This window comes from Methyloversatilis sp. MC4-4 (genome assembly GCF_049843555.1).
Lineage (GTDB): Bacteria > Pseudomonadota > Gammaproteobacteria > Burkholderiales > Rhodocyclaceae > Methyloversatilis > Methyloversatilis discipulorum_B.
Genome location: NZ_JBBHZK010000002.1, coordinates 86,572 through 110,604 on the forward strand (window position 1 = coordinate 86,572; position 24,033 = coordinate 110,604).

Consider the following 24,033-nt stretch of genomic DNA (forward strand, 5'->3'; position numbering starts at 1 on the left):
TATCGGGGCGACGCGAACGTTTGCAAGCGCGGGCCGGCCCGGTATCGTCGGAGGCTGTCGTCAGCACGCACACGCCCGCCCCCGTCACATCCACCCGCGGATGGAGGATTTCTGCCGTGACCGCCTCTCCGGACATTTTCACTGAACAGCACTTCATCCTTGCGCTCGACCAGGGTACGACCAGTTCGCGCGCCCTGGTATTCGACGCCACCGGCCGCGTCGTCGCGATGGCCCAGCGCGAACTGCCGCAGAGCTATCCGCAGCCCGGCTGGGTCGAGCACGACGCGCTGCGCATCTGGACCGACACGCTGGCCTGCGCGCACGAAGCCCTGCTGCGCGCAGCAGCGAAGGCGGACCGAATCGCCGCCATCGGCATCACCAACCAGCGCGAAACCGTGCTGCTGTGGGAGCGCGCGACCGGCACCCCGCTGGCGCCGGCCATCGTCTGGCAGGACCGCCGCACCGCCGACACCTGCGAACGCCTGCGCGCCGATGGCCACGAGGACTTCGTACGCCAACGGACCGGGCTGGTGCTCGATCCCTACTTCTCGGCCACCAAGATCGCCTGGCTGCTGGATAGCGTGCCCGGCGCGCGCGAACGGGCCGAACGCGGCGAACTGGCCTGCGGCACGATGGACAGCTGGCTGGTGTGGCAGCTCACCGCCGGTCGCCGCCACCTGACCGACCTCACCAACGCCAGTCGTACGCAGTTGCTGGACATCCGCAGCGGCCACTGGGACGACGAGCTGCTGACGCTGTTCCGCGTGCCGCGTGCGCTGCTGCCGGAAATCGTGCCGTCCAGCGGCATGCTGGCCGAAACCGAGCCCACGCTGTTCGGCCGCGCGCTGCCGGTGAGCGGCATCGCCGGCGACCAGCAGGCGGCGCTGTACGGCCAGGGCTGCACCGCGCCCGGTCTAGCCAAGAACACCTACGGCACCGGCTGTTTCATGCTCATGCATACCGGCCGCCACGCCATCGTGTCGCGGCACGGCCTGCTGACCACCTGCGCCGCGCAGACCGCGGACGGCATCGAGTACGCGCTCGAAGGCAGCGTGTTCGTGACCGGCGCGCTGGTGCAGTGGTTGCGCGACGGGCTCGGTCTGATCGCCCGCTCGTGCGACGTCGAGGCGCTGGCGGCCGGCGTGCAGGACAGCGGTGGCGTCACCGTGGTGCCGGCCTTCACCGGGCTGGGCGCACCGTACTGGTCGCCGGCTGCACGCGGCACGATGTTCGGCCTCAGCCGCGGCACGACACGGGCGCACATCGCACGCGCCGCCCTCGAATCGATCGCGCTGCAGACACTGGACGTGATGCGGGCGATGGAAGCCGACGCCGGGTCGGCGTTGCGTGAATTGCGCGTCGATGGCGGCGGCACCGCCAATGCGCTGCTGATGCAGATGCAGGCCGACCTGCTCGGCTGCACGGTGCGCGTGGCGCCGACACAGGAAACGACGGCGCTCGGCGCTGCGCTGCTGGCGGCGCGCGGCTGCGGTGTCGATATGTCGTTACCAGAGGGCGATGGCCGCGCCTTCGAAGCACAACAGCACGATCTTCACGCCCGCCTCGCGCCGCGCTGGCGGGCAGCCATCGCAGCCACGCTGGACTACGCGCGCGCCACCGCCTGAACCGCGGTCACGCGTCGGTCTGCCCTTCGTTCGCGCCCAGGCCCCACTTCATCGCCAGACGCACCAGATCGATGTCGGTGCGAGTACCAAGCTTGGCCTTGATCTGGTAGTGCGTGTTCTGCGCGGTCTTCGGGCTGATGTGCAGCGCCTGCCCGATCTCGTCGGCCGAGCGGCCGTCGAGCAGCATGCGCAGCACTTCGAATTCGCGCGGCGACAGCGCGTCGAGCGGATTGTCGGCGTCGTTCAGCAGCGCCAGCGCCAGTTCCGGCGCGATGTCCGGGCTGAGCACACGGCGCCGCGCCGCGACCTGATAGACCGCGTCGATCAGCACGTCCGGCGCGCAGCTCTTGGTAACGTAGCCGAGCGCGCCGGCGCGCAGCGCCTGCGAGGCAAACAGCGGGTCACGGTGCATGCTGAACACCAGGATGCGCGCACGCGCGTCGCGCTGTACGAGCCGGCGCACCAGTTCGACGCCGCCCATGTCGGGCAGGCCCAGATCGAGAACCACGACATCGGGCTGCACCGCGCGGAAGGCGGTCAGCGCCTCGTTCGCGCTGGCCGCCTCGGCCTCGATGCGCAGGTCGGCGCGGCGTTCGAGCAGGCGTCGGTAGCCCTCGCGGACCACGGCATGGTCATCGACCAGCAACAGACGGATCATGCGTGCATCTCCTGTACGTTGGCGGCCGGACTCGGCCGCCCTGCATCGGCCGGTACCACGACCTCGACGCGCAGTCCGCCCTCATCGCGCAGCGTCAGTGTCAGCCGGCCACCGAGCGCCTGCACGCGCTCGCGCATGCCGAGCACGCCCAGCCCGCCGTCGAAGGTCGAACCGGGCTCCGAGCGGCCGTCGTCGTCGACATACAGCCGCAGTTCGTTGCCGTCACAGCGCAGCGTCACCGCGATGTGGCGCGCGTCGGCATGCTTCTGCGCATTGGTCAGGCTTTCCTGGACGATGCGGTAGAGGCTCACGTTCAGATTGTCGGCCAGACCGCCGACGTCGCCATCAATCGTCAGCGTGTGCAGGCAGCGGCCGTGACTGCTGCGGTTGCGGCTGTCGATCAGCTGTTCCAGGCTGGCCGCCAGGCCGAAGGCTTCCAGCCCGACCGGCCGCAGCTCGCGCAGGATGAGCTGCAGCACCTCCATCATGTGCGCGGTAATGCGCGAAATCGCCTCGGCACTGGGCGTCAGCGCCGGCAGCTGGTCGTGCGCCAGTTCGCGCGCGTAGGCCGCCTCGGCCTGTATCGAGGTGAGGCACTGTCCCAGTTCGTCGTGCAGCTCGCGCGCCAGCCGGCGCCGCTCCTCCTCGCGCACTTCGAGCAGCCGGCGCGCCAGTTCGCGCTGTTCGCCCATCGTGTTCTCGAGCCGCTCGGCAAGGTGGTTGAACACATCGCTGATGCGCTGCAGTTCGATCAGCTCGAAGGACGGCAAGCGCACCGACAGGTCACCCGCCTCCATGCGCCCGAGCCCGCGCAGGATGTCGTCGGTCGGCCGCAGCACGCGGCGCACCGGCAGATAGACCAGCACGTTGAGCAGCAGCACACCGGCGGTGATGATGAGCAGGTTGCGGATGTCCGACCACACGGACTGGGCGACGCTGGCGAAATTCGGCGTCACCGTCAGCTCACCCACCTTGATGCCCGGATACTTGCCGACCGGTCCGATATAGCGCGCCTCCTCGCCAACCACGCTGCGCATCAGCGAAGCCGGCAGCCAGCGCGGCGCCTCGGCGTCGCCGAAGCAGCGCTGCACCACCGGCCGGCTGTAGATATCGGTCACCGCTGCGCAGAAGTGCACGAGCCGGCCTATGCCTTCCAGCCCGGTCAGTTCGATGCCGTGCAGATCGCGCACGAAGGGCGGCGTCGCGCGCGCGATCTCGGTTTCGATCAGCTGCTTCATCGTGCCGCCGGTGCGCGGGATGTCCGCATGCAGGCGATCGCGGGTCTGTTTCAGCGTGACCGCGATGGCGCAGAACAGCAGCACGAGCGCGAACAGCGTGATGCGCATCAGCAGGATGCGCTTGAGGTCGACGCGTTTCATCGGCAGGGACAATCGAGAGGGTGACCGGGACACGCTGTCGACGCACAGGGCGGCAGCGGCGGCAATGATAGGCCGGACGCCGCAAACGCACTGCGGGCAAATTGACTGGCTGGCGCACTGCAGAACGCCGGTGCCGGCGGGCGGGCGGGCCCATAAGCTCGCGCTACCTCACCACTGGAGTCTGCCGATGTCTGCCCTGCCCCTCGCCACCGCACTGATCGTCGCCGCCTGCGCCTTCACCAGCGCAAGCGCCGAGGCGCGCGACCTCGCTGAAGTCCGCTCAAGCGGCACATTGCGCATCGGGGTCTACAAGGACTTCTCGCCCTACGCCGACGCCGGGCGCGGCATCGACGTTGACCTCGGCCGCGCGCTGGCCGAGCGGCTCGGCGTGAAGGCCGACGTGCGCAGCTACGACGCCGACGAGAACATGAACGACGACCTGCGCAACATTGTCTGGAAAGGCACCGTCCTCGGCCCGGGCGTGTCCGACGTGATGATGCACGTGCCGGTGGATGCGACGATGAGTGCACGCAATCCGCAGGTGAAGATCTTCGGCGCCTACCACCGCGAAACCCTGGCCGCCATCCGCTCGACAGAGCTGCTGCCCAAGCTCGACGCGGTGACCGACATCGACGGTCAGGCGCTGGGGGCGGAGAGTGAATCCATCATGTCGATGGCGCTGCTGTCCTCGAACGCGGGCCGGCTGCGCAGCCAGGTGCAGCATTTCCATTCGATGGACGACGCCCGGCGCGCGCTGGAAGAGGGCCGGATTGCCGGCTTCTTCGGCATGCGCAGCCAGGTCGAACCGATGATGGCCGTCACCGGCAAGCGCTTCACGATGAGCATGCCGCCGCCGCTGCCCGGCCTGCCGCAGGCCGGATGGGCGCTCGGCCTGGCAGTAGGCGCCGACGACGAGGCGCTCGCGCAGGCGCTGCAGTCGGCACTCGCCGAACTGGAACGCGACGGCACGTTGGACCGCATCTTCAAGCAGCACGCGGTCACCCGCATGCCGCCGCTGTAGGCATCAGCTCAGCAGATCGAGGCGGTCGGTAAACAGTCCGCTGACGCCGGCCTCGATCAGCGCCGCCGCACGTGCGGCATCGTTGACCGTGTAGCAGAGCAGCGGCACACCGGCCGCCACGATGTCGCGCATGCAGTCGGCGCTCAGCCGGCTGTGGTCGCAGTGCAGCGACACCGCTTCATGCGCTTGCATCTGCGCACGCCAGTCCGCGGGCACCTCCTCGAACAGCAGGCCGCGCGGCAACTGTGGCGCGACGCGACGGGCGGCGTCGAGCGCCGGAAAGTCGAAGGAGGACAGCAAGGGGGGACGGCGGTCGGCAGGCCAGCGCGCCGCGATCAGACGGGCCGCCGTCTCGCCGGTCGCCTGCTCGAAACCGCGCGCAGGCTTGATTTCGATATTGGCGTCCAGATCCAGCGCCAGCAACAGGTCGAGTGCCTGTTCGAGCGAGGGCAGGCGTTCGCCGGCGAAGGCGGGACCATGCCAGCTGCCCGCATCGAGTCGCTGCAGCGCTGCAAAATCGTGCTCGCACACCAGACCTTGGCCATCGGTCGTCCGCTCAAGCGTCTCGTCGTGGATCAGCAGCGGCACGCCGTCGCGGCTGAGCATCACGTCGAACTCGACCATGCGGAAGCCCGCCGCCGCGCCGGTGCGGATGGCGGCCAGCGTATTCTCGGGTGCGGCGGCCCCGCCGCCGCGGTGGGCAATCCACAGCGGCCGGGGCCAGGCGCTCACGACTGCGCCAGTACGTCGCGCGCCTCGCGCGCCACGTCGTCGTCGGTCAGCCAGGCGATGGCCGACAGCAGTTCGATCGACTGCCCTGCGGCCACGCCCTCCTTCACCCACTTCTCGATCGCCCGCACGCGGGCGGCGTCATCCAGCGCGAGCAGCTTGAGCAGCGGCTCGCGCACCGACGCGTCCTCGCGCGCCGCGCGGATCAGCAGGACAAGCTGGTCGCTGCCGCACATGGCCCCACCCTCTGCACTGCGGTATCGAGAACGGCCTTGGCCGGCTTGCGGTCGGCCCACAGCTCTTCCAGTTCCTCGTCGAGCACGGCGCGCACCTTCGGGTTGTCGGCCACCGGACTCTGGTGCGACTCGGCGGTGCCCGGCTTGCTGGCGAGCTGGCGCAGCGCCACGCGCGCCACGCCGTCTATGGTCGGCGCGTCGACCGGGCTGATCGCCACCATGCCGGCACGGTTCAGCGGAATGAAACCGGTGGCGCGCGCCCACTGGGCCTGACGGTCGGGGTCGAGCACGAAGGTGACGAAGCGCGCGATGGTCTGCGTTTCGCTCGCGCTGCGGCCGGCGCTCACCCACAGACTGGCGCCGTCGGCCAGCGTGTGACGCGGCGCCTGGCGGATGTCGTCGTGGTAGGGCAGCGCGGCGACACCGACTTCGAACTTGGCGTCGCGCTTGATCTGCGGCCAGGCCGACGAGCGCGCGGTGAGCACCTGGCACTGACCGCCGGAGAACATCGGCACCGCCTCGTCGCCACGGCCGAAAATGTGCAGGTAGCGGCTCTTGTACCAGGACGACATCAGCGCCAGGTGTTTCACCTGCACCAGGCCGTTGATCGCCAGCGCCTCGCCCTTCTTGCCGTTCTTGCGGGCGAAGGGCTCGTTGTGCCAGGCGCTGATGTTGTCGACGTGGATCTGCGTCGGCCGTGCGCTGGTGTAGGGGCAGGCATAGCCGCCGTCGCGCAGCTGGCCGAGTGCGGCCTGCAGCGTGAACCAGTGGTCCGGCGGCGCAGCCGGGTCGAGGCCGACGCGGGCGAAGGCGTCCTTGTTGTAGAACATGACCGGCGTGGTGAGACCGATGGGCAGCGCATTCAGTCGGCCCTTGGTTCCAGCGAGGTAAGGCGGCATCGGCGCCGGGATCGGCACGGTAGCGAACTTCTCCTTCGCCTTGGTCATCACCTCGTGCAGCGGCGTGTAACGCGGCTTGCCTTCGAGGAAGAGCTGGCGCGCCTCGTCGTCGAGCACCTGCATCGCCGGCGGCTTCTCGCCAGTGCCGCCCAGCGGGGCCAGCACGATCTTCTGCTTGCCCTTGCCGCTGGCGTTGAACTCATCGACCAGCGTCTGCAGCGCGGATGCGCCGGCTTCATCCAGCCCGTGCGCCAGTTCGATCTCCGCCGGTTCCTGCGGCGCCGCGGGCTTTGCGGCCGACTTTGCCGTCGACTTGGCGGCGGGCTTGGTCGCCGACTTGGTCGCCTTCGCCGCCGGCTTCTTCACTTCGGTAGCTGCCGCGGCCGCCAGTGGCCACGACACGACGCTGGCCGCGAGCAGCGCGGCAAACGACTTCTTGAGCATCAGTTGTTCTCCTGTTCGCAGCCATAAGACACGGCTGCGGCGCCCGGTCAGGGTGCCGGGTTGGTGTAGCGAAGATGAATGGCGTCGATGGCGGCGATGACCTCGTCGGTCAGTGCCACTGTCCACGCACCTATATTTTCGCGCAACTGCGTCGCCGACGTCACGCCGATCAACGTGCAGGCGACGGTGCGCCGGCGGTAGCAGAAGGCCAGCGCGAGCTGCGCCGGTGTCAGACCGCGCGCGCGCGCCAGTTCGGCGTAGGCACGCGAGGCCGGCGCGACATTCTCCTTGAAGTAGCGCTGACCGAACTGCGGAAAGGCGGTGATGCGCCCGGCCGCTTCGGCGTCGTCGATGTACTTGCCGCTGAGATGACCGAAGCCGAGCGGCGAATAGGCGAGCAGCGACACCTGCTCGCGCTCGCACACCTCGGACAGGCCCATGTCGAAGGTGCGGTTCATCAGGTGGTAAGCGTTCTGGATGCTGACCACGCGCGGCAGGCCTTCGTCCGCCAGCCGCAGGCAGCTCATCAGGCCCCACGGCGTTTCGTTCGACACGCCGACGTGGCGCACCTTGCCCTCGTCGATCAGCTTCGCGAGCGCTTCCAGCTGGCTGCGGAGGGACGAGGCCTCGCGCTCGGCCGACGGGTCGTATTCGTACTGGCCGAACATCGGCACGTTCCGCGCCGGCCAGTGGATCTGGTAGAGGTCGATGTAGTCGGTGCCCAGACGGCGCAGCGATCCTTCGACCGCCTCACGGATGTTCGCCGCATCCAGCGCCAACGGACCGCCGCGTATCCACGGCATGCCGCGCGCAGGTCCGGCCACCTTGGTGGCGACGATCACCTTGTCACGCGGCTTCTTCGCCAGCCAACTGCCGACGATGCGTTCGGTGGCGCCGGAGGTTTCGGCGCGCGCCGGGACCGGGTACATTTCGGCCGCGTCGAGCAGATCGATGCCCGCTTCGAAGGCTTCGTCCATCAGCGCGTGGGCGGTGCGTTCATCGACCTGCTGGCCGAAGGTCATGGTGCCCAGGCCGATGGCCGGCACTTCAAGCGTCGAACGCCCGAGCCGGCGTCGCGCGATATCCTTGCTGTTCATTGCGTCGTGGGTCGTGTTACGGGGTGCCGTCCGGCGAAGGCCTGACATGTACCACAGACCACGCCCCACGACGTCGATTCCCGCTGATCGGAAATACCTTGAAAACTAATCTTCACGGCCTGCTCATGTATTGCCGCCCCGGCTTCGAGCGCGAATGCGCGCAGGAAGTCGCCGACCGCTGCGGCGAAGCCGGCCATCTGGTCGAGGTCCAGGCCGAACCCAACAGCGGCTGGGTCGAGGCCCGTGCCGAAGGCGGCGCGCTGTGGGCGCTGACCCGCGTGCTGCGCTGGCAGGACCTGTGCTTCTCCCGCCAGCTGCTGTGGTCCGGCCGCACGGTCGAGGGCATGAGTCCGGGCGACCGCGTGACGCCGGTCGTCGACGCGGCGCGCGCGCTGTGCGACGGCTACAGCGACTTCCTGATTGAAACGCCGGACACCGACGGCGCGAAGTCACTGTCGTCGATGACGAAGAAGCTGGAGCCGCACATGGGCGAGGCGCTGGAACAGGCGGGCGCCTTCACCGACGATCCTTCGGCGCCGCGCCTGCACGTGCTGTTCACCGCGGCCGACCGGGCCACGGTCGCGCTGAGCTGGCCGAACCGCCGCAGCGAATGGCTGAACGGCATTCCGCGCCTGCGCATGCCGCGCGAAGCGCCGTCGCGCTCGACGCTGAAACTGGCCGAAGCCTTCCACACGCTGCTCAGCGAGGACGAACAGGAGCGCCTGCTCAAGCCGGGCATGACTGCCGTCGACCTCGGTGCGGCCCCCGGCGGCTGGACCTGGCAGCTGGTGTCGCGCCACATCCACGTGACCGCGGTCGACAACGGTCGCATGAATCCGGAACTGCTGGAAACCGGCCTGGTGATCCACAAGCGCGAGGACGGCTTCCGCTTCGTGCCGCGCAAGCCGGTGGACTGGCTGGTGTGCGACATGGTCGAACAGCCGCGTCGCGTCGCCGCGCTGGTGGCGCGCTGGATTGCCCAGGGCCTGTGCCAGCACGCCATTTTCAACCTCAAGCTGCCGATGAAGCGGCGCTATGACGAGCTGCAGCTCTGTACCGACCTGATCGGCGAAGCGCTGGCCTCGGTCGACAAGAAGCACGAACTGCGCTGCCGGCAGCTCTATCACGACCGCGAGGAAGTGACCTGCTACCTCGGCGTGCCGGGCAAGGCGGGCGGTGGCCGCAAGCGCAAGCGCTGAGGCGCTGCGCGGCCGGGCGGCCCCCTGCCCCAAGATCAGCCACAAGGGCCCGCCCCGCCTGTGCGATAATGCGTGTGCAGTCGCCTCGCCGGTTATGGCGCGGCCCGGAGTTTCCGATCCGGCCATGAATCCACGGCCGATCCCCACTTCCCCCGCCCTGGCGCCTGCGCCCCCGGGCACGACATTCGCGCAGGCACCCTCGCCGCGCGCCTCGCGCCGGGTTTTCCGGAACCGATTTCCCCAGCCTGAACCGGCATGCCAGGCGGAAGTCCACAGAAGCAACACGCACCGCGGCAATGTGCCCGGCGCGCGCTTCTGCACAAGAGAGCTTCGCATCCATGTCGTTTGAAGAACTCGGGTTGATCCCCGAACTGCTGCGTGCCGTGGCCGATACCGGCTACACCACGCCCACCCCCATCCAGGCGCAGGCCATCCCCATCGTGCTCGCCGGCCGTGACGTAATGGGCGGCGCCCAGACGGGTACCGGCAAGACCGCCAGCTTCACCCTGCCTCTGCTGCAGCGCCTCGCGCCGCACGCCAGCAGCTCGCCCTCGCCCGCCCGCCACCCGGTGCGCGCGCTGATCGTCTGCCCGACGCGCGAACTGGCGATGCAGGTGCACGAGAGCGTCAAGACCTATTCGAAGCACCTGCCGCTGCGCTCGGTGTGCATCTACGGCGGCGTGGACATGAAGGCGCAAGTCGCCGAACTGCGCCAGGGCCGCGAAATCGTCGTCGCCACGCCGGGCCGCCTGCTCGACCACGTCGAAGGCAAGACCATCAGCCTGAGCCAGGTGCAGATGCTGGTGCTGGACGAAGCTGACCGCATGCTGGACATGGGCTTCATCCCGGACATCAAGCGCATCCTTGCGCTGCTGCCTGCGCAACGCCAGAGCCTGCTGTTCTCGGCCACCTTCTCAGAAGAGATCAAGAAACTCGCCCAGGCCATGCTGCGCGACCCGCAGCTGATCGAGGTCGCACGCCGCAACGCCACCGCGGAAACCATCACCCACCGTGTGCACGCCTGCGGCACCGACGACAAGCGCGCGCTGCTGACCCATCTGCTCACGCAGGACAGCTATGCCGACCGTCAGGCGCTGGTGTTCGTGAACACTAAGTTCGGCGCCAGCCGGCTCGCCCACCACCTGGTACGCCAGGGCGTGGCCGCCGACGCCATCCATGGCGACAAGAGCCAGCAGCAACGCACCGAAGCACTGGAAGCGTTCAAGAACGGCAGCGTGCGCGTGCTGGTGGCGACCGACGTCGCCGCCCGCGGTCTCGACATCGAAGACCTGCCCTTCGTGATCAACTTCGAACTGCCGCACAACGCCGAAGACTACGTGCACCGCATCGGCCGTACCGGTCGAGCCGGCCGCTCGGGTGAAGCCATCTCGCTCGCCGCGCCGGAAGAGAAAGGGCGCGTTGCGGACATCGAAAAGCTGATCCGCAAGCCGATCGAAATCGTCGTGCCGGAAGGTTTCGACCCGGCGCGTGCGCGAACGCGCGAAACGCGTTCAGAGCGTCCGGAGCGTGCAGCGCGCAGCGAACGCGGTGAGCGTGGCGAACGCCGCAGCCGCCCGTCAGCCAGCGACGCGCCACGCACCCCGCGTGCGCCCCGCGCCAGTGCATCGACGGTCGCTGCCGACGGCTTCGACTTCAGCAAGCCCTACGAATCGTCGACGCCTGACGCCCCCGCAGACGGTGGCGACGGCACATCGGCACCGACGCCGGCCAAGCGCAGCGGCAAGCGGCAGGTCGCCGCACTGCTCGGCGGCAGCGGAAAACGCTGACGCGAGAGCCGTCTCCGCCCGTCGCCCTGGGGGTGACGGACGGATCGGTTGCTGCCACCCCGTCCTCGCCTCATCCTTCTGACCGACGACGAAGGTAATAGGAAGACGGCCACCCGACTGCAGTCCCCGCCTATGCTCTTGTCTTCAGTCATCCGTGGGACGGGGTCATGCTGAAATGGTGCGTATTGGGGGCGACATTGATTGCCTCACCGGCTTTCGGTCAGGTTTACAAGTGCAAGGACGGAAGCGGAAAGCAGGTCTTCTCAGACATGCCCTGCGGAGCCAGCGCACAGACCGTCAACGTCAAGCCGCCGCGCGGAGAGACACCGGACGGATGGCGAGACGACGCCTGGGAGCGCCAGTTAAACGACTTGAAGCAGCGTGAGCGCACCGAGGCCGCGAGCGATCAACGAGCGAGAAAACTCCGTGACGCCGACCGGCAACGTGAAGCCCTGGCTGCAGAACGCAAGTCCTACCGTTGCAACGAGCTGAAGGCCGAACGGGACGCTGCGGAAGCCATCATGAGAAATGGCGCAACGCAGTGGCAATATGAGGACGCCAGAGCGCGCGGGAGCGCGGTGCAGAAACAGATCGCACGCGAGTGCTGAGGGTTACGCGCCTAACAGGCGGCGAGCAAGCACGGATTGCATGTCGCGGCGCCCATCTGCAATCAGGTAGATGACGACTTGGCTGCCTGTGACGCGGTAGATCACTCGGTAGGTCTTCAAGAAGGTCTGGCGGTATTCCTTGATGCCGAGGCTGACCAGTTCCTTCGGAAAACTGCCGCGTTCAGGAAAGCTGGACAGGCTCTCTACAACGTCCATCAACTCATCCAACACATGGTTTGCGTTGGCCACACAGTCGAATTCGGAGATGTAGTCGTGGATTGCCTCCAGGTCCTGCTCCGCACCCGCTGTGAGCAGAACCTCGAACCTGGCAGGTGCGCCTGCCATCAGGCTGTGGCTCGCTTGCCGCGAAGGCGAGCAACGATTTCGGCTGCGGGTTTGACCTTGCCAGCGGTCACATCCTGATTGCCCAGCGCAAGAATTTTCAGCAAGGCCAGTGTTTCCTGCGTCTCTTCGAACGAAGCGACGTCCTGCAGAACAGCCTTCGCTTCGCCGTTCTGGGTGATGACCATCGGTTCACGGCGCTCTGCGAGAACGGTGAGAACCTCTGCGGCGTTGGCCTTGAGATAGCTGATGGGCTTGACTTGTGATGAGTAGCGCATGGCGATGCCCCAGATTTGAATTGGACTTAATATAGTCTTTTTATGGTCCCTTCGGTAAGGTGCCTGAATCGATTGCAGCCGTGTCATCGAGGACCTGAAGGCGACGAACAAGCCAGTGGACACCGATGTGGTCCTGTTCCGGTCGCAGTCCAGCGCGAATGCGGTCCGACAGTCGAGGCCGGTCTGAAGATCGCGGCACTCACCGGTGCGACTCTGCGCCAATTGCTGACCGGGGACCTCTGCGGGCGGCAACGTCCTGAACCGGAGCAGCAATGGGTGCTGATGCTTTCTAGGTCCTCAACCCGGACTTCATTGCGTACGCGGCACCTCCGGTTTGGCCCGCACCGACACCCAGTGCCCGCCGTTTTCGTGAACCATGAGCAGATCCGGATAGGTGGATACCATCTCCGACAGCGATCCATGACCATAGGTCTTCGGTGAAAACCCCGGGTCGGTGCGCTTCAGGTACTGGCCGAGCGCGCCGAGGCCGACTTTGCCCTCGGGGGTGTCCGCGGCCAGCAGCGCAACCGCGCTGATCAGCATCTTGGGCGACGTTTCACCGGGGGCACGAAATCAACCGGGATGAGCTTCAGGCCGTAGTCGGGCGTCTTGAATCGCGGCATCGCGGGACTCCGGAGAGGCGATGCGGAATCATAACAACGGCATGTGAACGGTTGTGGCGGAACAAGGGGTTTTTATACAGCCTCAACGACCGCTCAGGCCGATTAGGTGGCGCACGCTCTGCTACGCCGCATCTCCTTACCGCTCCAGCCGCGCCAACCTCCACGCGATCGCTTCCCGCTTCGGATACATCCGTGCCTCCCGCGGCAGGAAAAGCGGCTTGCCTTCCAGCTCTGTGAGTATGCGGTAGTCCGGGATCCGTCCATCGATGCTGCGGCTGACCCGCCAGCGGTAATCTGTATCCGGCGCGATCAGATACCTGTCCATGGCCCAGTGCATGTCGGGGGTAAGCGCGAGGCCGTTTCGAGGGTCGTCGTCGCCGGCTTCGCTGAACGGGTGGATGTGCGCCGCCTCGACCAAGGCGGCGCCGTCGGGCAGCACCAGCCTCAAACCGGTTGCGGCACAGCGGTAGTCGTAGATCTCGGTGACCACGCGGCGGAATGCCGGGTCGCGGATGTAGCTGGGCATGCTCTCGGCAACGCTGGGGACGGCGCATTCCGGATTTCGCAGTCTTCGTTCGTAGCGGCTGATCTCCTTCGTCCGCCCCACCACCGCCTGCAGATCCTGCAAGCCGCGGCCGAACCAGGCCTGGGCGAGCTCTGCGCTCAAGGCGTCGACAGCGACCGGGTCCTGCAGCAGTTCGAACAGCTCGGGGTCCAGGTAGGCGAAGTCGATGTTGTCCGTGATCTGCCGCACGCCCCGGGCGCTGTCCATGGCCGCGACGACGGCCTCGCGCCCAGGCTTGGCCTTAAGGTGCCAGAAGCTCTCGCCGCCGCCCCGAAGCTTTCCATGGAGATGGAAGAAGGGGAAATGGGGATTGGCGTGATCCCGTTCGGTTCTGACTGCACCGAAGTAGGTGCCGTACCGTTCCAGCAGCGCCGGCGCGAAGTCGATGCGGTTCTCGCGCAGGGCGCCGCTTCGCGCAAGGTCCAGCACCGCCAGCAGCATGCAGATCTTGTGGGGGCTGGCCCGCCCACGGGCGACGTTGACCTGGAGCCGGCGGAGTCGATCGAGGTAGAGCGCCAGACTCATCGTTCAGTCCCAGTACTTCGCGCGGGTGGGGATCACCCATCGCACCCCGCCACGAGGGGCGGCGGCGTCGCCCAGGTAGCGGGGGATCAGATGGACATGAAGATGGGAAACGGTTTGCCCGGCTGCCGGGCCGTCGTTGATGCCAATGTTGAAGCCGTCGGGCCAGTGTTCCCGCTCGATTTCGGCTTTGGCCCAATCTAGCAGGGTCATTAGCGAGGCGCGCTCGGCGGCCGATAGATCGAAGAACGAGGCGACGTGGCGGCGGGGGATCAGCAGGGTGTGCCCGGGCGAAACCGGAAAGCCGTCCCTGATCACGACTGCGTTGGCGTCTGCGTGGAGAACCCGCTCGGCCGGTAGGGTGCAGAATGGGCACGTCGCAGGCATCGGGCTGTGTGAGCTGAGCATGGCGGTGGCGCGCATCGTACCGCATTCGGCCAAGGCGGTTCTAAGGCGGTCGCGGGCAGCCGCCGGGCAGGAACTCAGCACGCGCATCCAAGTCGGTGGGGGGAAGTCCCGGACACCACCCGAGGGTCACGTGGATTAGGATCTCGACCACATGTCGCGCGAACAGCTCGTTGCGGAGGTCAAGACGCTGCGTGACGCCATCCGCACCCATCGGGACAGTAATGGCCACGACTTATGCTGGCACCACCCGGCTCTGTGGTCGCTTCTTCCGCAGAAAACGGACCCCTCCCCGCCGTCACCGACTGGCGGCAGTCCCTGCAGGGATGCATCAGGTGTTGCCAATCCCTCGACGAGTAGCTTCCGGGCACGCAGCGGACGGACGCGCCCAACCGCGCGCTTCATGCTCATCGTGTGGTTTATCGATTGACATCCGGCTATGCATGCAATGTATGGTTGCCGTCTGTTCAATGAGACCGCCAGCGGTTTCGTTCGATGACCCCGAAAAGCTGACGTGGTTGTCTGCAGAGTCGGTGAAGACTCCGATCTTCTCCTGGTACAGACCTCGGCTGTAGCCACCCTTCTCATCCAAGCGCAGGGCAATCTTGATCTCGATCTGCCCACTGGCGGCCAACCAGGCCATGGCATTGAGCCGGTCCTTGACCAATGCGTCTTCGATGTCGGCGAGGCTTCGCGAAGCGATTGCTCGAAGAACACTGATGGGCTTGTCTGCGGCAGCTTGCAGGGCTGCTACGTCGTCCGGGTCGAGGTACGGCGACACTGCAAGTTGCATCTTCCCACCGCGCGAGGCGAGACTCGCAACGCCACGAGAAGCCAGCGCGAGGCCCGCGCTGGTGAAGTAGCCTGCGGCCCGCCGATACGGGACGGAATGCTTCAGCCACGGTACGAAGAGGTCGCGGACAAGATCGTCGCGCCCGGTGCGGTACGAAAGCTTAAGTGGAAGCTCGGATAATGTACGTGCCATGAAGAACGGGCGCCCGGACGATTTACGGGCAGCTCCTTGTGTCGCTAACCATTGCGAAGATCAAGCGCGATTCAATTTGTAACGAGCCTCCGCAAAATCCGGGGTGGTTCAGACCGACCCGGGGGATCGATGGGCGCGTCGGGTCGGTGCGAGACGCTCCCTGAGCGCATTGCCGGGCACAATGCGACGAGGAGTAATGCGGTGCTGGGGAGATTTGGCGGAAGCGGTGAGATTCGAACTCACGAACGCCTTGCGACGTTGCCGGTTTTCAAGACCGGTGCATTCAACCACTCTGCCACGCTTCCTGGATGCCGCCTGTCATGCGCACAATGGCGCCAGACAAGGGTTACGGATGAGGCGCGCAGTCTAGCATGATGAGCAGCGTTGAAACTTCGCACCCTGTGCGATAGTCTTTAGAACACTAATCATCCTTCGGGAGACGTTGATGCAACCGCAATTCCAGAGCATGCAGACCACCGGTTCGCTGTCCGCCGGCCAGAACCGCGTGCTGCGCAACACCTACATGATGCTGGCCGTGTCCATGGTGCCGACGCTGCTTGGCGCCCTGGTCGGCATACAGATGCGCTTCAGCTTCTTCTCCGGCAGCCCGCTCATTTCCTTCCTGCTCTTCCTGGGTATCGCCTGGGGCTTCATGTGGGGGATCGAGAAGAACAAGAACAGCGGCCTCGGTGTCGCCCTGCTGCTCGGCTTCACCTTCTTCATGGGCCTGATGCTGAGCCGCATCCTGCAGGTGGCGCTGGGCTTCTCGAATGGCGGGTCCATCATCGCCATGGCCGCCGGCGGTACCGCAGTCACCTTCCTCGTGCTGTCGTCGGTCGCAGCGACCACCAAGCGCGATTTCTCGAACATGGGCAGCTTCCTGATGATCGGCATGGTCGTCATCCTGCTGGCCATTGTCGCCAACATCTTCCTGCAGATGCCCGGCCTTCAACTGGCGATCTCGGCCGCCATCGTGCTGATCTCGGCCGCCTGGATGCTGTATGACATCCAGCGCATCGTGCGCGGCGGCGAAACCAACTACGTGTCGGCGTCGCTGTCGGTGTACCTGAACCTGTACAACATGTTCATCAGCCTGCTGCACCTGCTGATGGCACTGACCGGTCAGCGCGACTGATCGCCGCGTGACCTGAACGAAGGCCCCGGGGGCTCACGCCTCCGGGGCCTTTTCTTTTGCGTCGGACGCGAATCGCGCCCGACGCCCGCACCGTCCGGCCGAGGCCTCAGGCGCGCTCGATCAGCGCGATCGACTCGACGTGCGAGGTCTGCGGGAACATGTTGGCGATGCCGGCGCCGCGCAGGCGGTAGCCCTTCTGCACGATGAGCACTTCGAGGTCGCGCGCCAGCGTGGCCGGGTTGCACGACACGTAGACGATGCGCGACGGTGCCGCGTCGTCGGCCGAGTGCGGCAGCGACTTCACCAGTTCCATCGCGCCCTCGCGCGGCGGATCGATCAGCATCTTGTCGAAGCGGCCGAGCGCGGCGTACGACTCCGGCGTGATTTCGAACAGGTTGGCCACGGCAAAGCTCGACCGCTCCGCCAGCCCATTCGCCGCCGCATTGAGTGCAGCGCGCTTGACCAGCGCATCGGCACCCTCGATACCGACCACGTCGGCGCCCAGCGAAGCGATCGGCAGCGAAAAGTTGCCCAAGCCACAGAACATGTCGGCGATGCGCTCGCCCTTTTGCGGCGCCAGCAGCGACATCGCGCGACGCAGCAACGAGCGGTTGATGCCGTGATTCACCTGGGTGAATTCGGTCGGCGCAAACGCGAGCTTCACGCCGAAATCCGGCAGCGAGTAGGCCAGTTCCGGCATCGGGATCGGCCAGAACGGCAGCACCGTGTCCGGGCCGCCCGGCTGAACATAGATGTGCAGCGCATGCGTCTCGGCAAAGGCACGCAGAGCCGCTTCGTCCTCGGCCGTCATCTTTTCGAGGATGCGGAACACTAGCACCGTCATCTGTTCTTCGCGCTCGCCGCCGATGGCGATCTCGATCTGCGGCAGGCGGTCGCGCAGCGAGAAACCATCGATCAGCGCGCGCAGCGGCAGCAGCAAGGCCGACACATGCGGCGGCAGCACCTCACAGGAATCCATGTCGGCCACGTAGCTGGATTTCTTCTCGCGGAAGCCCACCAGCACGCCACCCTTGCGCGGCACATAGCGCACCGACAGCCGCGCCCGGTAGCGATAGCCCCAGCCCGGCCCGACCAGCGGCGCGAACACGGTTTCGGGCTTCACCCGGCCGACGTGCCACAAGGCGTCCTCAAGCACGCGCTGCTTGGCGGACGCCTGCGCGGCAACATCGAGATGCTGCATGCTGCAACCACCACAAATGCCGAAGTGGCGGCAGCGCGGCGTCACGCGCTGCGCACTCGGTTTCACGATGCGGCTGATCTGCGCCAGTTCGTAGGACGCCTTCTTGCGGTAGGGAGAGAAATCGATGGTTTCGCCCGGCAAGGCGCCATCGACGAAGATGACCTTGCCTTCGTGGTGAGTGACGCCGCGACCTTCGTGGTCCAGCGATTCGATGCGGGCGACCGGCATGACGTGTCCTGCAGAAGCGAAAGGGCGCGATTTTACCTGCTGCGTGCGCCGCGGCCGCGCCATCGCGGATAATCCGCACCCATGGACAAGACACTGCTCGGCGGGCTCAGCCCGCGTACCTTCCTGCGCGACTACTGGCAGAAGAAGCCGCTGCTCATCCGCGGCGCCATCCCCGGCTTCAACGGCCTGCTGCCGCGCGAACAATTGCTCGATCTCGCGCGCGACGAAGACGTCGAATCGCGTTTCATCGCGCACGACGGCCGCAACTGGGAAATGGCGCGCGGCCCGCTGCCCGCATCGCTGATCCGGCGACCGAGAACGAAGCCGTGGACCGTTCTGGTGCAGGGCCTGAACATGCTGCTGCCGGACGCCGACGCCCTGATGCGCCGTTTCAGCTTCGTGCCCTACGCGCGGCTGGACGACGTGATGGTGAGCTACGCCACCGATGGCGGCGGTGTCGGCCCGCACTTCGATTCCTACGACGTGTTCCTGCTGCAGGGCACCGGCCGCCGCCGCTGGCAGATCAGCGAACAGACCGACCTCACGCTGATCGAGGACGCACCGCTGCGCATCCTGAAGAATTTCGTGCCCGAACAGGAGTGGGTACTGGAGCCGGGCGACATGCTCTACCTGCCGCCCAAGTGCGCGCACAACGGCATCGCCGAAGGCGAATGCACCACCTACTCGATCGGCTTCCGCACGCCGTCGATGCAGGAACTGGCGACCGGCTTCCTCGACTACCTGCGCGACGAAATCTGCATGCCCGGCATGTACGCCGACCCGGATCTCGCGCTGCAGGCCGATCCGGCCCAACTGCCCGCGGCGATGATAGACAGGGTCGAGGCGGTGCTGAACACCATCAAGTGGTCGCGCAAGGACGTCGAAGCCTTCCTCGGCGGCTATCTGAGCGAACCGAAGCCGCACGTGTTCTTCGATCCGCCGGATGATCCGTTGACGCCGAAGCGCTTTGCGCAGCAGGTGTCGAAGCACGGCGTGCGACTGGACGGCCGGACGCTGCTGCTGCGCAGTGGCCACCAGTTCTGGATCAACGGCGAACCGGTGGAACTGCCCCCCGGCAGTACCGACACCCTGCGCGAGCTTGCCAGCGCCCGCAGCGTCGCCCGGATCGCCGACCACGAAGGCACGCTTGACCTGCTCTACGACTGGTATTGCGACGGCTTCCTGCACAGCGGAGCGGTCATTGACTGAGTCGACGGGTGTCTTCCGTTTCGACGATCGCGCCGGCTATCAGGCGGCGATCGGCGCACTGATCGCGCAGATCGACCGCTCGCTCGACATCGTCGACACCGACCTGCGCGACACCGCACTCGACTCGCGCCTCGCGGTCGAGGCGCTCACCCTGGCCCTCGCGCAGTCGCCGCGGGCCGAGGTGCGCATCGTGCTGCACGACGCCGAACCGTTGCAGCATCGCATGCCCCGTCTGTGGGCGCTGTGCGCCGCACAATCGCACCGCCTGCGCATCCGTCAGTTGCCGCGTACGCTGCGTCATCTGAGCGAAACCTTCATGCTGAATGGCTCAGCTGACGCAGTGATCCGCACTCATCATGCGCACTGGCGGGGCAAACACGTGCGCGCGGATGCCGTCGAGATCGCCGGCTACAGCGGTCGATTCGCCGAGATCTGGGACAGTTGTTCATGTTGCATAAGCACAACAAAGCTTGGCTTGTAAAACCTTGTTTCCAGCGCTGCAACTTGATCCGTGACGCTCGTGCTACTATTTTGGGCTGATCGAGGTCGCTAGCTCGATCGGGTGTTGTACCGAATTCACGTTGTAGCCAACAGCCAAGGAAATCAAAATGCAAAAGTCCCTCCTCCTCGCCGCCATCCTCGCCGCTGCCCTGGCCGCTTGCTCGAAGCCGGAAGAAGCCCCGGCTCCGGCCGCCGAACCCGCTCCGGCTGCTGCCCCGGCCGCTCCGGCTGACGCTGCTCCGGCTGCTCCGGCTGATGCTGCTCCGGCCGCTCCGGCTGACGCTGCCCCGGCTGCTCCGGCTGACGCTGCTCCGGCCGCTCCGGCTGACGCTGCTGCTCCGGCTGCCCCGGCTGAAGAGAAGAAGTAATCCTTCTTCCGCGAGCATGAAAAAAGCCGGCGCAAGCCGGCTTTTTTCTTTTGTGCTTCCGTAATCGCAAGACCTTTTTCCGCATCGCCGCAGCGTTCGCCGCGGCAAGCGCTACCCGCTCACCTACTTCGCCGCAGCACCCGCGGCAGCCTCTCCCATGCTTTCCTTGATGGGCTCGATCAACGGAGAATCCGCCGGCAGCAGTTTCAGCAAACGCTCCCAATGCACACGTGCGGCGGCAGCGTCACCCCGCTGCATCGCTGCACTTCCGGCCAGCGCCAGAGCCTTGACGTTGTCCGGGTCCAGTTCGAGCGCCCTCTTAAGCATCTGCTCGGGTTCGCCGGCCAGATTGCGCCCCTGCTTCATGGCGACCGCGTCCGCATAATCGGTCCACACCTGGGCGTCGCCGTCGACGATCTTCACCAGTCTGGAATAGGCGTCGGCAGCTTCGTCGAAGCGCCCCATCGCAAAGTACGAACGCGCCAGCATCGACCAGCCCTCGGCGTTGTCCGGCTCCGCCTTCATCCGCTCGGCAAGTCGCGCAACCATGGCCTGTATCTGTTCCGGCGTCACCTCGCCCTCGGCCTGCGGCGGACTGCTGCGTGGTGCATCGATGGCCTGCGGGTGACCGAGCGCCAGATACACCGGAACAGCGATCACCGGCACCATCAGCGCCGACACGATGGCCACCCAGCGGCCGCTGCCCTTCGCCGAAGGCGACTTTGCAGCACCGGCCTCGTCGAGCACGCGGCGCTCCAGTTCGGCGCAGGAAATGCGGTATTGCGCGTCGTCGATCAGGCCGGCCGCCAGATCACGGTCCAGTTCCGCCAGCGCATCGCGGTGAATGGCAAGCGTCAGCGCGCGCTGAGCGTCCGCCGGTTGAGTGCTGCGGCCGCGCAGCAGCGGCAGGACGACAAAAGCCAGCGCGACGGCAAGCATCGCCGCCGCGCCCATCATGAATGTGGTCAAACCTTGTTCTCCTCGCCGGCGAGCAGCGCGCGGGCGCGCTCGTGTTCATCGGCGCTCAGTGTGTTGGCGACTGCAGCCCGCTCGGCGCGGCTGCGCAGGCGGCGCAGCAGCAACACGACGACGATCAGCAGCAATGCAAAGGGACCGCCCCACAGCAGCACGGTGGTGGCTTTCAGCGGCGGACGGTAGAGCACGAAATCGCCGTAGCGCTCGACCATGAAGTCCTTGATCTCGCCGTCGCTGCGGCCGGCGGCAATCTGCTCGCGCAACTGCTTCTTCAGATCCATCGCCAGATCCGCGTGCGAGTCGGCGATGTTCTGGTTCTGACAGACCAGGCAGCGCAGTTCCTCGCCCAGCTTCTGCACCCGCGCCTCGACCGCCGGGTCGTCGGCCAGCGGTTTTGCCTCTTCCGCGTGCAGCACGGAAAACGGCAGCATCAATGCCGCCAGCAACACCATCAAACGTCGCATGTCAGGATGCCTCGAGCTGCTTGACGCGCGGCAGGATGTCATCGCGCAGCAGTTGCGGCGTCAGCGGGCCGGTGTGCTTGTAGCGAATGACGCCGGTCTTGTCGACGATGAAGGTTTCTGGCGTGCCATAGACGCCGAAATCGATGGCCACACGGCCGTCGCGGTCGTGCGCGGAGAGCAGGTAGGGGTCGCCGTGCTCGGCCAGCCACTTCATGCCGGCGTCGCGCTCGTCCTTGTAGTGCAGGCCGACCATCGGCACCAGCCCCGTCTTCGCCAGCTCGACCAGCAGCGGATGCTCCTGGCGACAGGACACGCACCACGACGCCCACACGTTCACCAGCCACACCTTGCCCTTCATGTCGGCCGGCGAGAAGGTCTTGTCGGGCGCCGCCAGCTGGGGGATGGAGAAGGCTGGCACGGCCTTGCCGATCAGCGGACTCGGCACCTCGCGCGGGTTCAGGTAGAGGCCGGCGAACAGGAAACCCGCCAGCACCAGGAAAAGGCCCAGCGGCCACAGATAGCGTTTCATGCGTGCTGCTCCCGGACCGGCGTCGCCACACCGTCGCGCGCGCCCTGTTTCGCGTCGCGCTGGGCGAGCTTGCGGTAACGGCGATCGGCGGCGGCGATGACGCCGCCCAGTGCCATGATGAGGGCACCCACCCAGATCCAGTTCACGAAGGGCTTGTAGAAGATGCGGACGATCCAGGCCTGGCCATCGGGCAGCGGCTCGCCCATCGACACGTAGACGTCGCGGGTGAAACCGGAATCGATGGCGGCTTCGGTCATCGGCATCTGCGACACGCGGTACATGCGCTTTTCCGGGTGCATCATCGCCACCGGCCTGCCGTCGCGCGTCACTTCGATGCGGCCGCGGGCGGCGTCGTAGTTCGGACCCGCGTGCTCGAAGGCGCCGTGGAACTTGAAGGTGTAGCCGGCCAGCGTCGCCGTCTGGCCGGGCGCCATCTTGAGGTCGGCGTTCTGCTCGAAGCCCTTGACCAGCGTGATGCCGACGATGCTTACCGCCACCCCGAGGTGGGCCAGCCACATGCCCCACCAGCCACCGGGCAGCGCGCGGGCGCGGGCCATCCAGCTGCCGTCGCCGTTGCGACCGCGCAGACGCTCGACCAGATGCTGCACGCTGGTGGCAGCGATCCACACGACAGTGAACGCACCGAGGCCCAGCATCGGCGTGTAATGCCCGGTCGCCACCATCGTCACCAGCGTGGCGGCGACGCTGACCGCGAACGCCCAGCGCAGGCGCAGCACCAGCCCCGGCGCTTCGTCCTTCTTCCAGCGTACGAAGGGCCCGATGGCCATCAGGAACAGCACTGGTGTCATCAGCGGCACGAACACGGCGTCGAAGTAAGGCGCGCCGACCGAAATCTTGCCCATGCCCAGCGCGTCGAGGAAAAGCGGGTAGAGCGTGCCGAGCAGCACCGCCGACGTGGCGACCGCCAGCAGCACGTTGTTGGCGAGCAGCGAGGTTTCGCGCGACAGCAGCGCGAAGCCTCCACCGAGCCCGACCGACGGCGCACGGATCGCGAACAGCAGCAGCGAGCCGCCGATCACGAACACCAGCAGCGCGAGGATGAACACACCGCGTTCCGGATCGGTCGCGAAGGCGTGTACCGAGGTCAGCACACCCGAACGCACGAGGAAGGTACCGAGCAGCGACAGCGAGAAGGCGGCGATGGCCAGCAGCACGGTCCAGCTCTTGAACGCGCCACGCTTCTCCGTCACCGCCAGCGAATGAATGAGCGCGGTGCCGACCAGCCAGGGCATGAAGGACGCGTTCTCGACCGGATCCCAGAACCACCAGCCGCCCCAGCCCAGTTCGTAGTAGGCCCAGTAGCTGCCGAGCGCGATGCCCAGCGTCAGGAACATCCAGGCCACGGTGGTCCATGGCCGCGACCAGCGCGCCCAGGCGGCATCGAGCCGGCCGCCGATCAGCGCAGCGATGGCGAAGGCGAAGGCGACCGAAAAGCCGACGTAGCCCATGTAGAGCATGGGCGGGTGGAAGATCATGCCCGGATCCTGCAGCAGCGGATTCAGGTCGCGGCCATCGGCGGCCGCCGGCAGCAGGCGGTCGAAGGGGTTGGAACTGGCCAGCATGAAGGCGAGGAAGCCCACGCCGACCCAGCCCAGCACGGCCAGCACGCGCGCCACCATGTCCGGCGGCAGACGGCGCGAAAACACGCTGACGGCCAGCGCCCACAGCGCCAGCATGAAGGTCCATAGCAGCAGCGAACCTTCGTGACTGCCCCAGGCGGCGGCGACGCGGTATTCTAGCGGCAGCGTCGAATTCGAATTGGTGGCGACGTTCAGCACCGAAAAGTCGTTCAGCACGAAGGACTGGATCTGGCAGAACAAGGCGAAGGCGACGAACACGAACACGCCCTGCGTCAGCGGTCGCGCGACCGCCATCAGCCGCGCGTCGCCGCGCTGCGCACCGACCAGCGGAACGACGCCCAGCAGCACCGACAGCGCCAGCGCGATCGACAGCGAAAAATTGCCCAATTCGGGAAACATGATGGCTCCTGCCCGTGAAAC

At 66.6% G+C, this 24,033-nt stretch carries 25 protein-coding genes and 1 tRNA gene; 8 read left to right on the forward strand and 18 right to left on the reverse strand.

Annotated elements, in window-relative coordinates; genetic code table 11:
* The first annotated feature begins 116 nt into the window (after positions 1-116).
* Positions 117-1,625, forward strand: a complete 1,509-nt coding sequence (gene glpK / locus WDZ97_RS07270) for a glycerol kinase GlpK (RefSeq protein WP_425762301.1) — start codon at positions 117-119, stop codon at positions 1,623-1,625.
* Positions 1,626-1,632: 7 nt separating this feature from the next.
* Here glpK and WDZ97_RS07275 read toward each other — a convergent pair whose 3' ends face one another.
* Entirely contained in the window at positions 1,633-2,283 is a 651-nt protein-coding gene (locus tag WDZ97_RS07275) for a response regulator (RefSeq protein WP_419543120.1), read from the reverse strand.
* Positions 2,280-3,662, reverse strand: coding sequence for a HAMP domain-containing sensor histidine kinase (locus tag WDZ97_RS07280; RefSeq protein ID WP_425762302.1), 1,383 nt, complete (start codon positions 3,660-3,662; stop codon positions 2,280-2,282). Before WDZ97_RS07280 ends, WDZ97_RS07275 begins: the two co-directional genes overlap by 4 nt.
* 187 nt (positions 3,663-3,849) lie before the next feature.
* Here WDZ97_RS07280 and WDZ97_RS07285 point away from each other — a divergent pair, with 187 nt between their 5' ends.
* Entirely contained in the window at positions 3,850-4,683 is an 834-nt protein-coding gene (locus WDZ97_RS07285; protein ID WP_425762303.1) for a substrate-binding periplasmic protein, read from the forward strand.
* Between the two features lie 3 nt (positions 4,684-4,686).
* Here WDZ97_RS07285 and ugpQ read toward each other — a convergent pair whose 3' ends face one another.
* From ugpQ to WDZ97_RS07305, 4 genes are read right to left on the reverse strand one after another with little or no spacing between them, the layout of a single operon-like run.
* Positions 4,687-5,415, reverse strand: coding sequence for a glycerophosphodiester phosphodiesterase (gene ugpQ, locus WDZ97_RS07290; protein WP_425762304.1), 729 nt, complete (start codon positions 5,413-5,415; stop codon positions 4,687-4,689).
* Positions 5,412-5,648 carry a hypothetical protein gene (locus tag WDZ97_RS07295; protein ID WP_020164255.1) on the reverse strand — a complete coding sequence of 79 codons (237 nt, stop codon included), beginning with the start codon at positions 5,646-5,648 and terminating at the stop codon, positions 5,412-5,414. The genes ugpQ and WDZ97_RS07295 overlap by 4 nt, the downstream gene beginning before the upstream one ends.
* Complete coding sequence (locus tag WDZ97_RS07300; RefSeq protein WP_425762305.1) at positions 5,618-6,991, reverse strand: extracellular solute-binding protein; 1,374 nt, start codon at positions 6,989-6,991, stop codon at positions 5,618-5,620. Before WDZ97_RS07300 ends, WDZ97_RS07295 begins: the two co-directional genes overlap by 31 nt.
* A gap of 47 nt (positions 6,992-7,038) precedes the next feature.
* Positions 7,039-8,088, reverse strand: a complete 1,050-nt coding sequence (locus WDZ97_RS07305) for an aldo/keto reductase (protein WP_425762306.1) — start codon at positions 8,086-8,088, stop codon at positions 7,039-7,041.
* A gap of 98 nt (positions 8,089-8,186) precedes the next feature.
* On the opposite strand from WDZ97_RS07305, the gene rlmM reads away from it, so the two are divergent.
* The 3 genes from rlmM to WDZ97_RS07320 all read left to right on the forward strand — a co-directional run bounded on the left by rlmM (position 8,187) and on the right by WDZ97_RS07320 (position 11,682).
* Positions 8,187-9,287, forward strand: coding sequence for a 23S rRNA (cytidine(2498)-2'-O)-methyltransferase RlmM (gene rlmM / locus WDZ97_RS07310; protein ID WP_304005993.1), 1,101 nt, complete (start codon positions 8,187-8,189; stop codon positions 9,285-9,287).
* 338 nt (positions 9,288-9,625) lie between these two features.
* Positions 9,626-11,074, forward strand: coding sequence for a DEAD/DEAH box helicase (locus WDZ97_RS07315; RefSeq protein ID WP_425762307.1), 1,449 nt, complete (start codon positions 9,626-9,628; stop codon positions 11,072-11,074).
* A 167-nt stretch (positions 11,075-11,241) separates the two neighbouring features.
* Positions 11,242-11,682 (forward strand): DUF4124 domain-containing protein, encoded by a 441-nt coding sequence (locus tag WDZ97_RS07320; protein ID WP_425762308.1) that lies wholly within the window; start codon positions 11,242-11,244, stop codon positions 11,680-11,682.
* Between the two features lie 3 nt (positions 11,683-11,685).
* On the opposite strand, the gene WDZ97_RS07325 is transcribed toward WDZ97_RS07320, so the two are convergent.
* The 7 genes from WDZ97_RS07325 to WDZ97_RS07355 form a co-directional block, all read right to left on the reverse strand.
* On the reverse strand, positions 11,686-12,027 hold the full coding sequence (locus tag WDZ97_RS07325) for a type II toxin-antitoxin system RelE/ParE family toxin (protein ID WP_304009592.1): 342 nt from the start codon (positions 12,025-12,027) through the stop codon (positions 11,686-11,688).
* Positions 12,027-12,425 carry a type II toxin-antitoxin system Phd/YefM family antitoxin gene (locus tag WDZ97_RS07330; RefSeq protein ID WP_304009594.1) on the reverse strand — a complete coding sequence of 133 codons (399 nt, stop codon included), beginning with the start codon at positions 12,423-12,425 and terminating at the stop codon, positions 12,027-12,029. The genes WDZ97_RS07325 and WDZ97_RS07330 overlap by 1 nt, the downstream gene beginning before the upstream one ends.
* Positions 12,426-12,611: 186 nt before the next feature.
* The gene (locus WDZ97_RS07335) at positions 12,612-12,845 is read right to left on the reverse strand and encodes an OST-HTH/LOTUS domain-containing protein (protein WP_425762309.1); all 234 of its coding nucleotides are present in this window, start codon (positions 12,843-12,845) and stop codon (positions 12,612-12,614) included.
* 216 nt (positions 12,846-13,061) lie between these two features.
* A complete protein-coding gene (locus tag WDZ97_RS07340) occupies positions 13,062-14,015 on the reverse strand; it encodes an HNH endonuclease (RefSeq protein WP_425762310.1) in 954 nt (317 codons plus the stop codon).
* A 3-nt stretch (positions 14,016-14,018) separates the two neighbouring features.
* Positions 14,019-14,435 (reverse strand): HIT family protein, encoded by a 417-nt coding sequence (locus WDZ97_RS07345; RefSeq protein WP_425762311.1) that lies wholly within the window; start codon positions 14,433-14,435, stop codon positions 14,019-14,021.
* A gap of 313 nt (positions 14,436-14,748) precedes the next feature.
* The gene (locus WDZ97_RS07350) at positions 14,749-15,402 is read right to left on the reverse strand and encodes a hypothetical protein (protein WP_425762312.1); all 654 of its coding nucleotides are present in this window, start codon (positions 15,400-15,402) and stop codon (positions 14,749-14,751) included.
* 215 nt (positions 15,403-15,617) lie between these two features.
* Positions 15,618-15,707 (reverse strand) — tRNA-Ser (locus WDZ97_RS07355).
* 140 nt (positions 15,708-15,847) lie between these two features.
* Between WDZ97_RS07355 and WDZ97_RS07360 the strand changes: the two genes are divergently transcribed.
* Entirely contained in the window at positions 15,848-16,537 is a 690-nt protein-coding gene (locus WDZ97_RS07360) for a Bax inhibitor-1/YccA family protein (RefSeq protein ID WP_304005979.1), read from the forward strand.
* A 106-nt stretch (positions 16,538-16,643) separates the two neighbouring features.
* Here the strand turns inward: WDZ97_RS07360 and rlmD are convergent, their stop codons facing one another.
* Positions 16,644-17,966 (reverse strand): 23S rRNA (uracil(1939)-C(5))-methyltransferase RlmD, encoded by a 1,323-nt coding sequence (rlmD, locus tag WDZ97_RS07365; protein WP_425762313.1) that lies wholly within the window; start codon positions 17,964-17,966, stop codon positions 16,644-16,646.
* Between the two features lie 81 nt (positions 17,967-18,047).
* Between rlmD and WDZ97_RS07370 the strand changes: the two genes are divergently transcribed.
* Complete coding sequence (locus tag WDZ97_RS07370; protein ID WP_425762314.1) at positions 18,048-19,175, forward strand: JmjC domain-containing protein; 1,128 nt, start codon at positions 18,048-18,050, stop codon at positions 19,173-19,175.
* Positions 19,168-19,656: a hypothetical protein gene (locus WDZ97_RS07375; protein ID WP_425763020.1), complete on the forward strand. Its 489-nt coding sequence runs from the start codon at positions 19,168-19,170 to the stop codon at positions 19,654-19,656. The genes WDZ97_RS07370 and WDZ97_RS07375 overlap by 8 nt, the downstream gene beginning before the upstream one ends.
* A 511-nt stretch (positions 19,657-20,167) precedes the next feature.
* Here WDZ97_RS07375 and ccmI read toward each other — a convergent pair.
* The 4 genes from ccmI to WDZ97_RS07395 are packed head-to-tail and all read right to left on the reverse strand — an operon-like array spanning position 20,168 to position 24,012.
* Positions 20,168-21,013: a c-type cytochrome biogenesis protein CcmI gene (ccmI, locus tag WDZ97_RS07380; RefSeq protein ID WP_304005971.1), complete on the reverse strand. Its 846-nt coding sequence runs from the start codon at positions 21,011-21,013 to the stop codon at positions 20,168-20,170.
* Positions 21,010-21,483 (reverse strand): cytochrome c-type biogenesis protein, encoded by a 474-nt coding sequence (locus WDZ97_RS07385; protein ID WP_304005969.1) that lies wholly within the window; start codon positions 21,481-21,483, stop codon positions 21,010-21,012. The genes ccmI and WDZ97_RS07385 overlap by 4 nt, the downstream gene beginning before the upstream one ends.
* Position 21,484: 1 nt before the next feature.
* Positions 21,485-22,012, reverse strand: coding sequence for a DsbE family thiol:disulfide interchange protein (locus WDZ97_RS07390; protein WP_020164244.1), 528 nt, complete (start codon positions 22,010-22,012; stop codon positions 21,485-21,487).
* Positions 22,009-24,012, reverse strand: coding sequence for a heme lyase CcmF/NrfE family subunit (locus WDZ97_RS07395; protein WP_425762315.1), 2,004 nt, complete (start codon positions 24,010-24,012; stop codon positions 22,009-22,011). The genes WDZ97_RS07390 and WDZ97_RS07395 overlap by 4 nt, the downstream gene beginning before the upstream one ends.
* Between the last annotated feature and the right edge of the window lie 21 nt (positions 24,013-24,033).

Coding starts and splice junctions, on each gene's coding strand:
- WDZ97_RS07275 (WP_419543120.1), bottom strand. CDS start 2,283: ATGATCCGTCTGTTGCTGGTCGATGACCATGCCGTGGTCCGCGAGGGC.
- WDZ97_RS07345 (WP_425762311.1), bottom strand. CDS start 14,435: ATGCGCGCCACCGCCATGCTCAGCTCACACAGCCCGATGCCTGCGACG.
- WDZ97_RS07285 (WP_425762303.1), top strand. CDS start 3,850: ATGTCTGCCCTGCCCCTCGCCACCGCACTGATCGTCGCCGCCTGCGCC.
- WDZ97_RS07300 (WP_425762305.1), bottom strand. CDS start 6,991: ATGCTCAAGAAGTCGTTTGCCGCGCTGCTCGCGGCCAGCGTCGTGTCG.
- WDZ97_RS07335 (WP_425762309.1), bottom strand. CDS start 12,845: ATGCTGATCAGCGCGGTTGCGCTGCTGGCCGCGGACACCCCCGAGGGC.
- WDZ97_RS07390 (WP_020164244.1), bottom strand. CDS start 22,012: ATGAAACGCTATCTGTGGCCGCTGGGCCTTTTCCTGGTGCTGGCGGGT.
- WDZ97_RS07295 (WP_020164255.1), bottom strand. CDS start 5,648: ATGTGCGGCAGCGACCAGCTTGTCCTGCTGATCCGCGCGGCGCGCGAG.
- WDZ97_RS07320 (WP_425762308.1), top strand. CDS start 11,242: ATGCTGAAATGGTGCGTATTGGGGGCGACATTGATTGCCTCACCGGCT.
- WDZ97_RS07315 (WP_425762307.1), top strand. CDS start 9,626: ATGTCGTTTGAAGAACTCGGGTTGATCCCCGAACTGCTGCGTGCCGTG.
- WDZ97_RS07325 (WP_304009592.1), bottom strand. CDS start 12,027: ATGGCAGGCGCACCTGCCAGGTTCGAGGTTCTGCTCACAGCGGGTGCG.
- WDZ97_RS07360 (WP_304005979.1), top strand. CDS start 15,848: ATGCAACCGCAATTCCAGAGCATGCAGACCACCGGTTCGCTGTCCGCC.
- WDZ97_RS07280 (WP_425762302.1), bottom strand. CDS start 3,662: ATGAAACGCGTCGACCTCAAGCGCATCCTGCTGATGCGCATCACGCTG.
- WDZ97_RS07395 (WP_425762315.1), bottom strand. CDS start 24,012: ATGTTTCCCGAATTGGGCAATTTTTCGCTGTCGATCGCGCTGGCGCTG.
- WDZ97_RS07305 (WP_425762306.1), bottom strand. CDS start 8,088: ATGAACAGCAAGGATATCGCGCGACGCCGGCTCGGGCGTTCGACGCTT.
- WDZ97_RS07350 (WP_425762312.1), bottom strand. CDS start 15,402: ATGGCACGTACATTATCCGAGCTTCCACTTAAGCTTTCGTACCGCACC.
- WDZ97_RS07370 (WP_425762314.1), top strand. CDS start 18,048: ATGGACAAGACACTGCTCGGCGGGCTCAGCCCGCGTACCTTCCTGCGC.
- rlmD (WP_425762313.1), bottom strand. CDS start 17,966: ATGCCGGTCGCCCGCATCGAATCGCTGGACCACGAAGGTCGCGGCGTC.
- WDZ97_RS07385 (WP_304005969.1), bottom strand. CDS start 21,483: ATGCGACGTTTGATGGTGTTGCTGGCGGCATTGATGCTGCCGTTTTCC.
- WDZ97_RS07340 (WP_425762310.1), bottom strand. CDS start 14,015: ATGAGTCTGGCGCTCTACCTCGATCGACTCCGCCGGCTCCAGGTCAAC.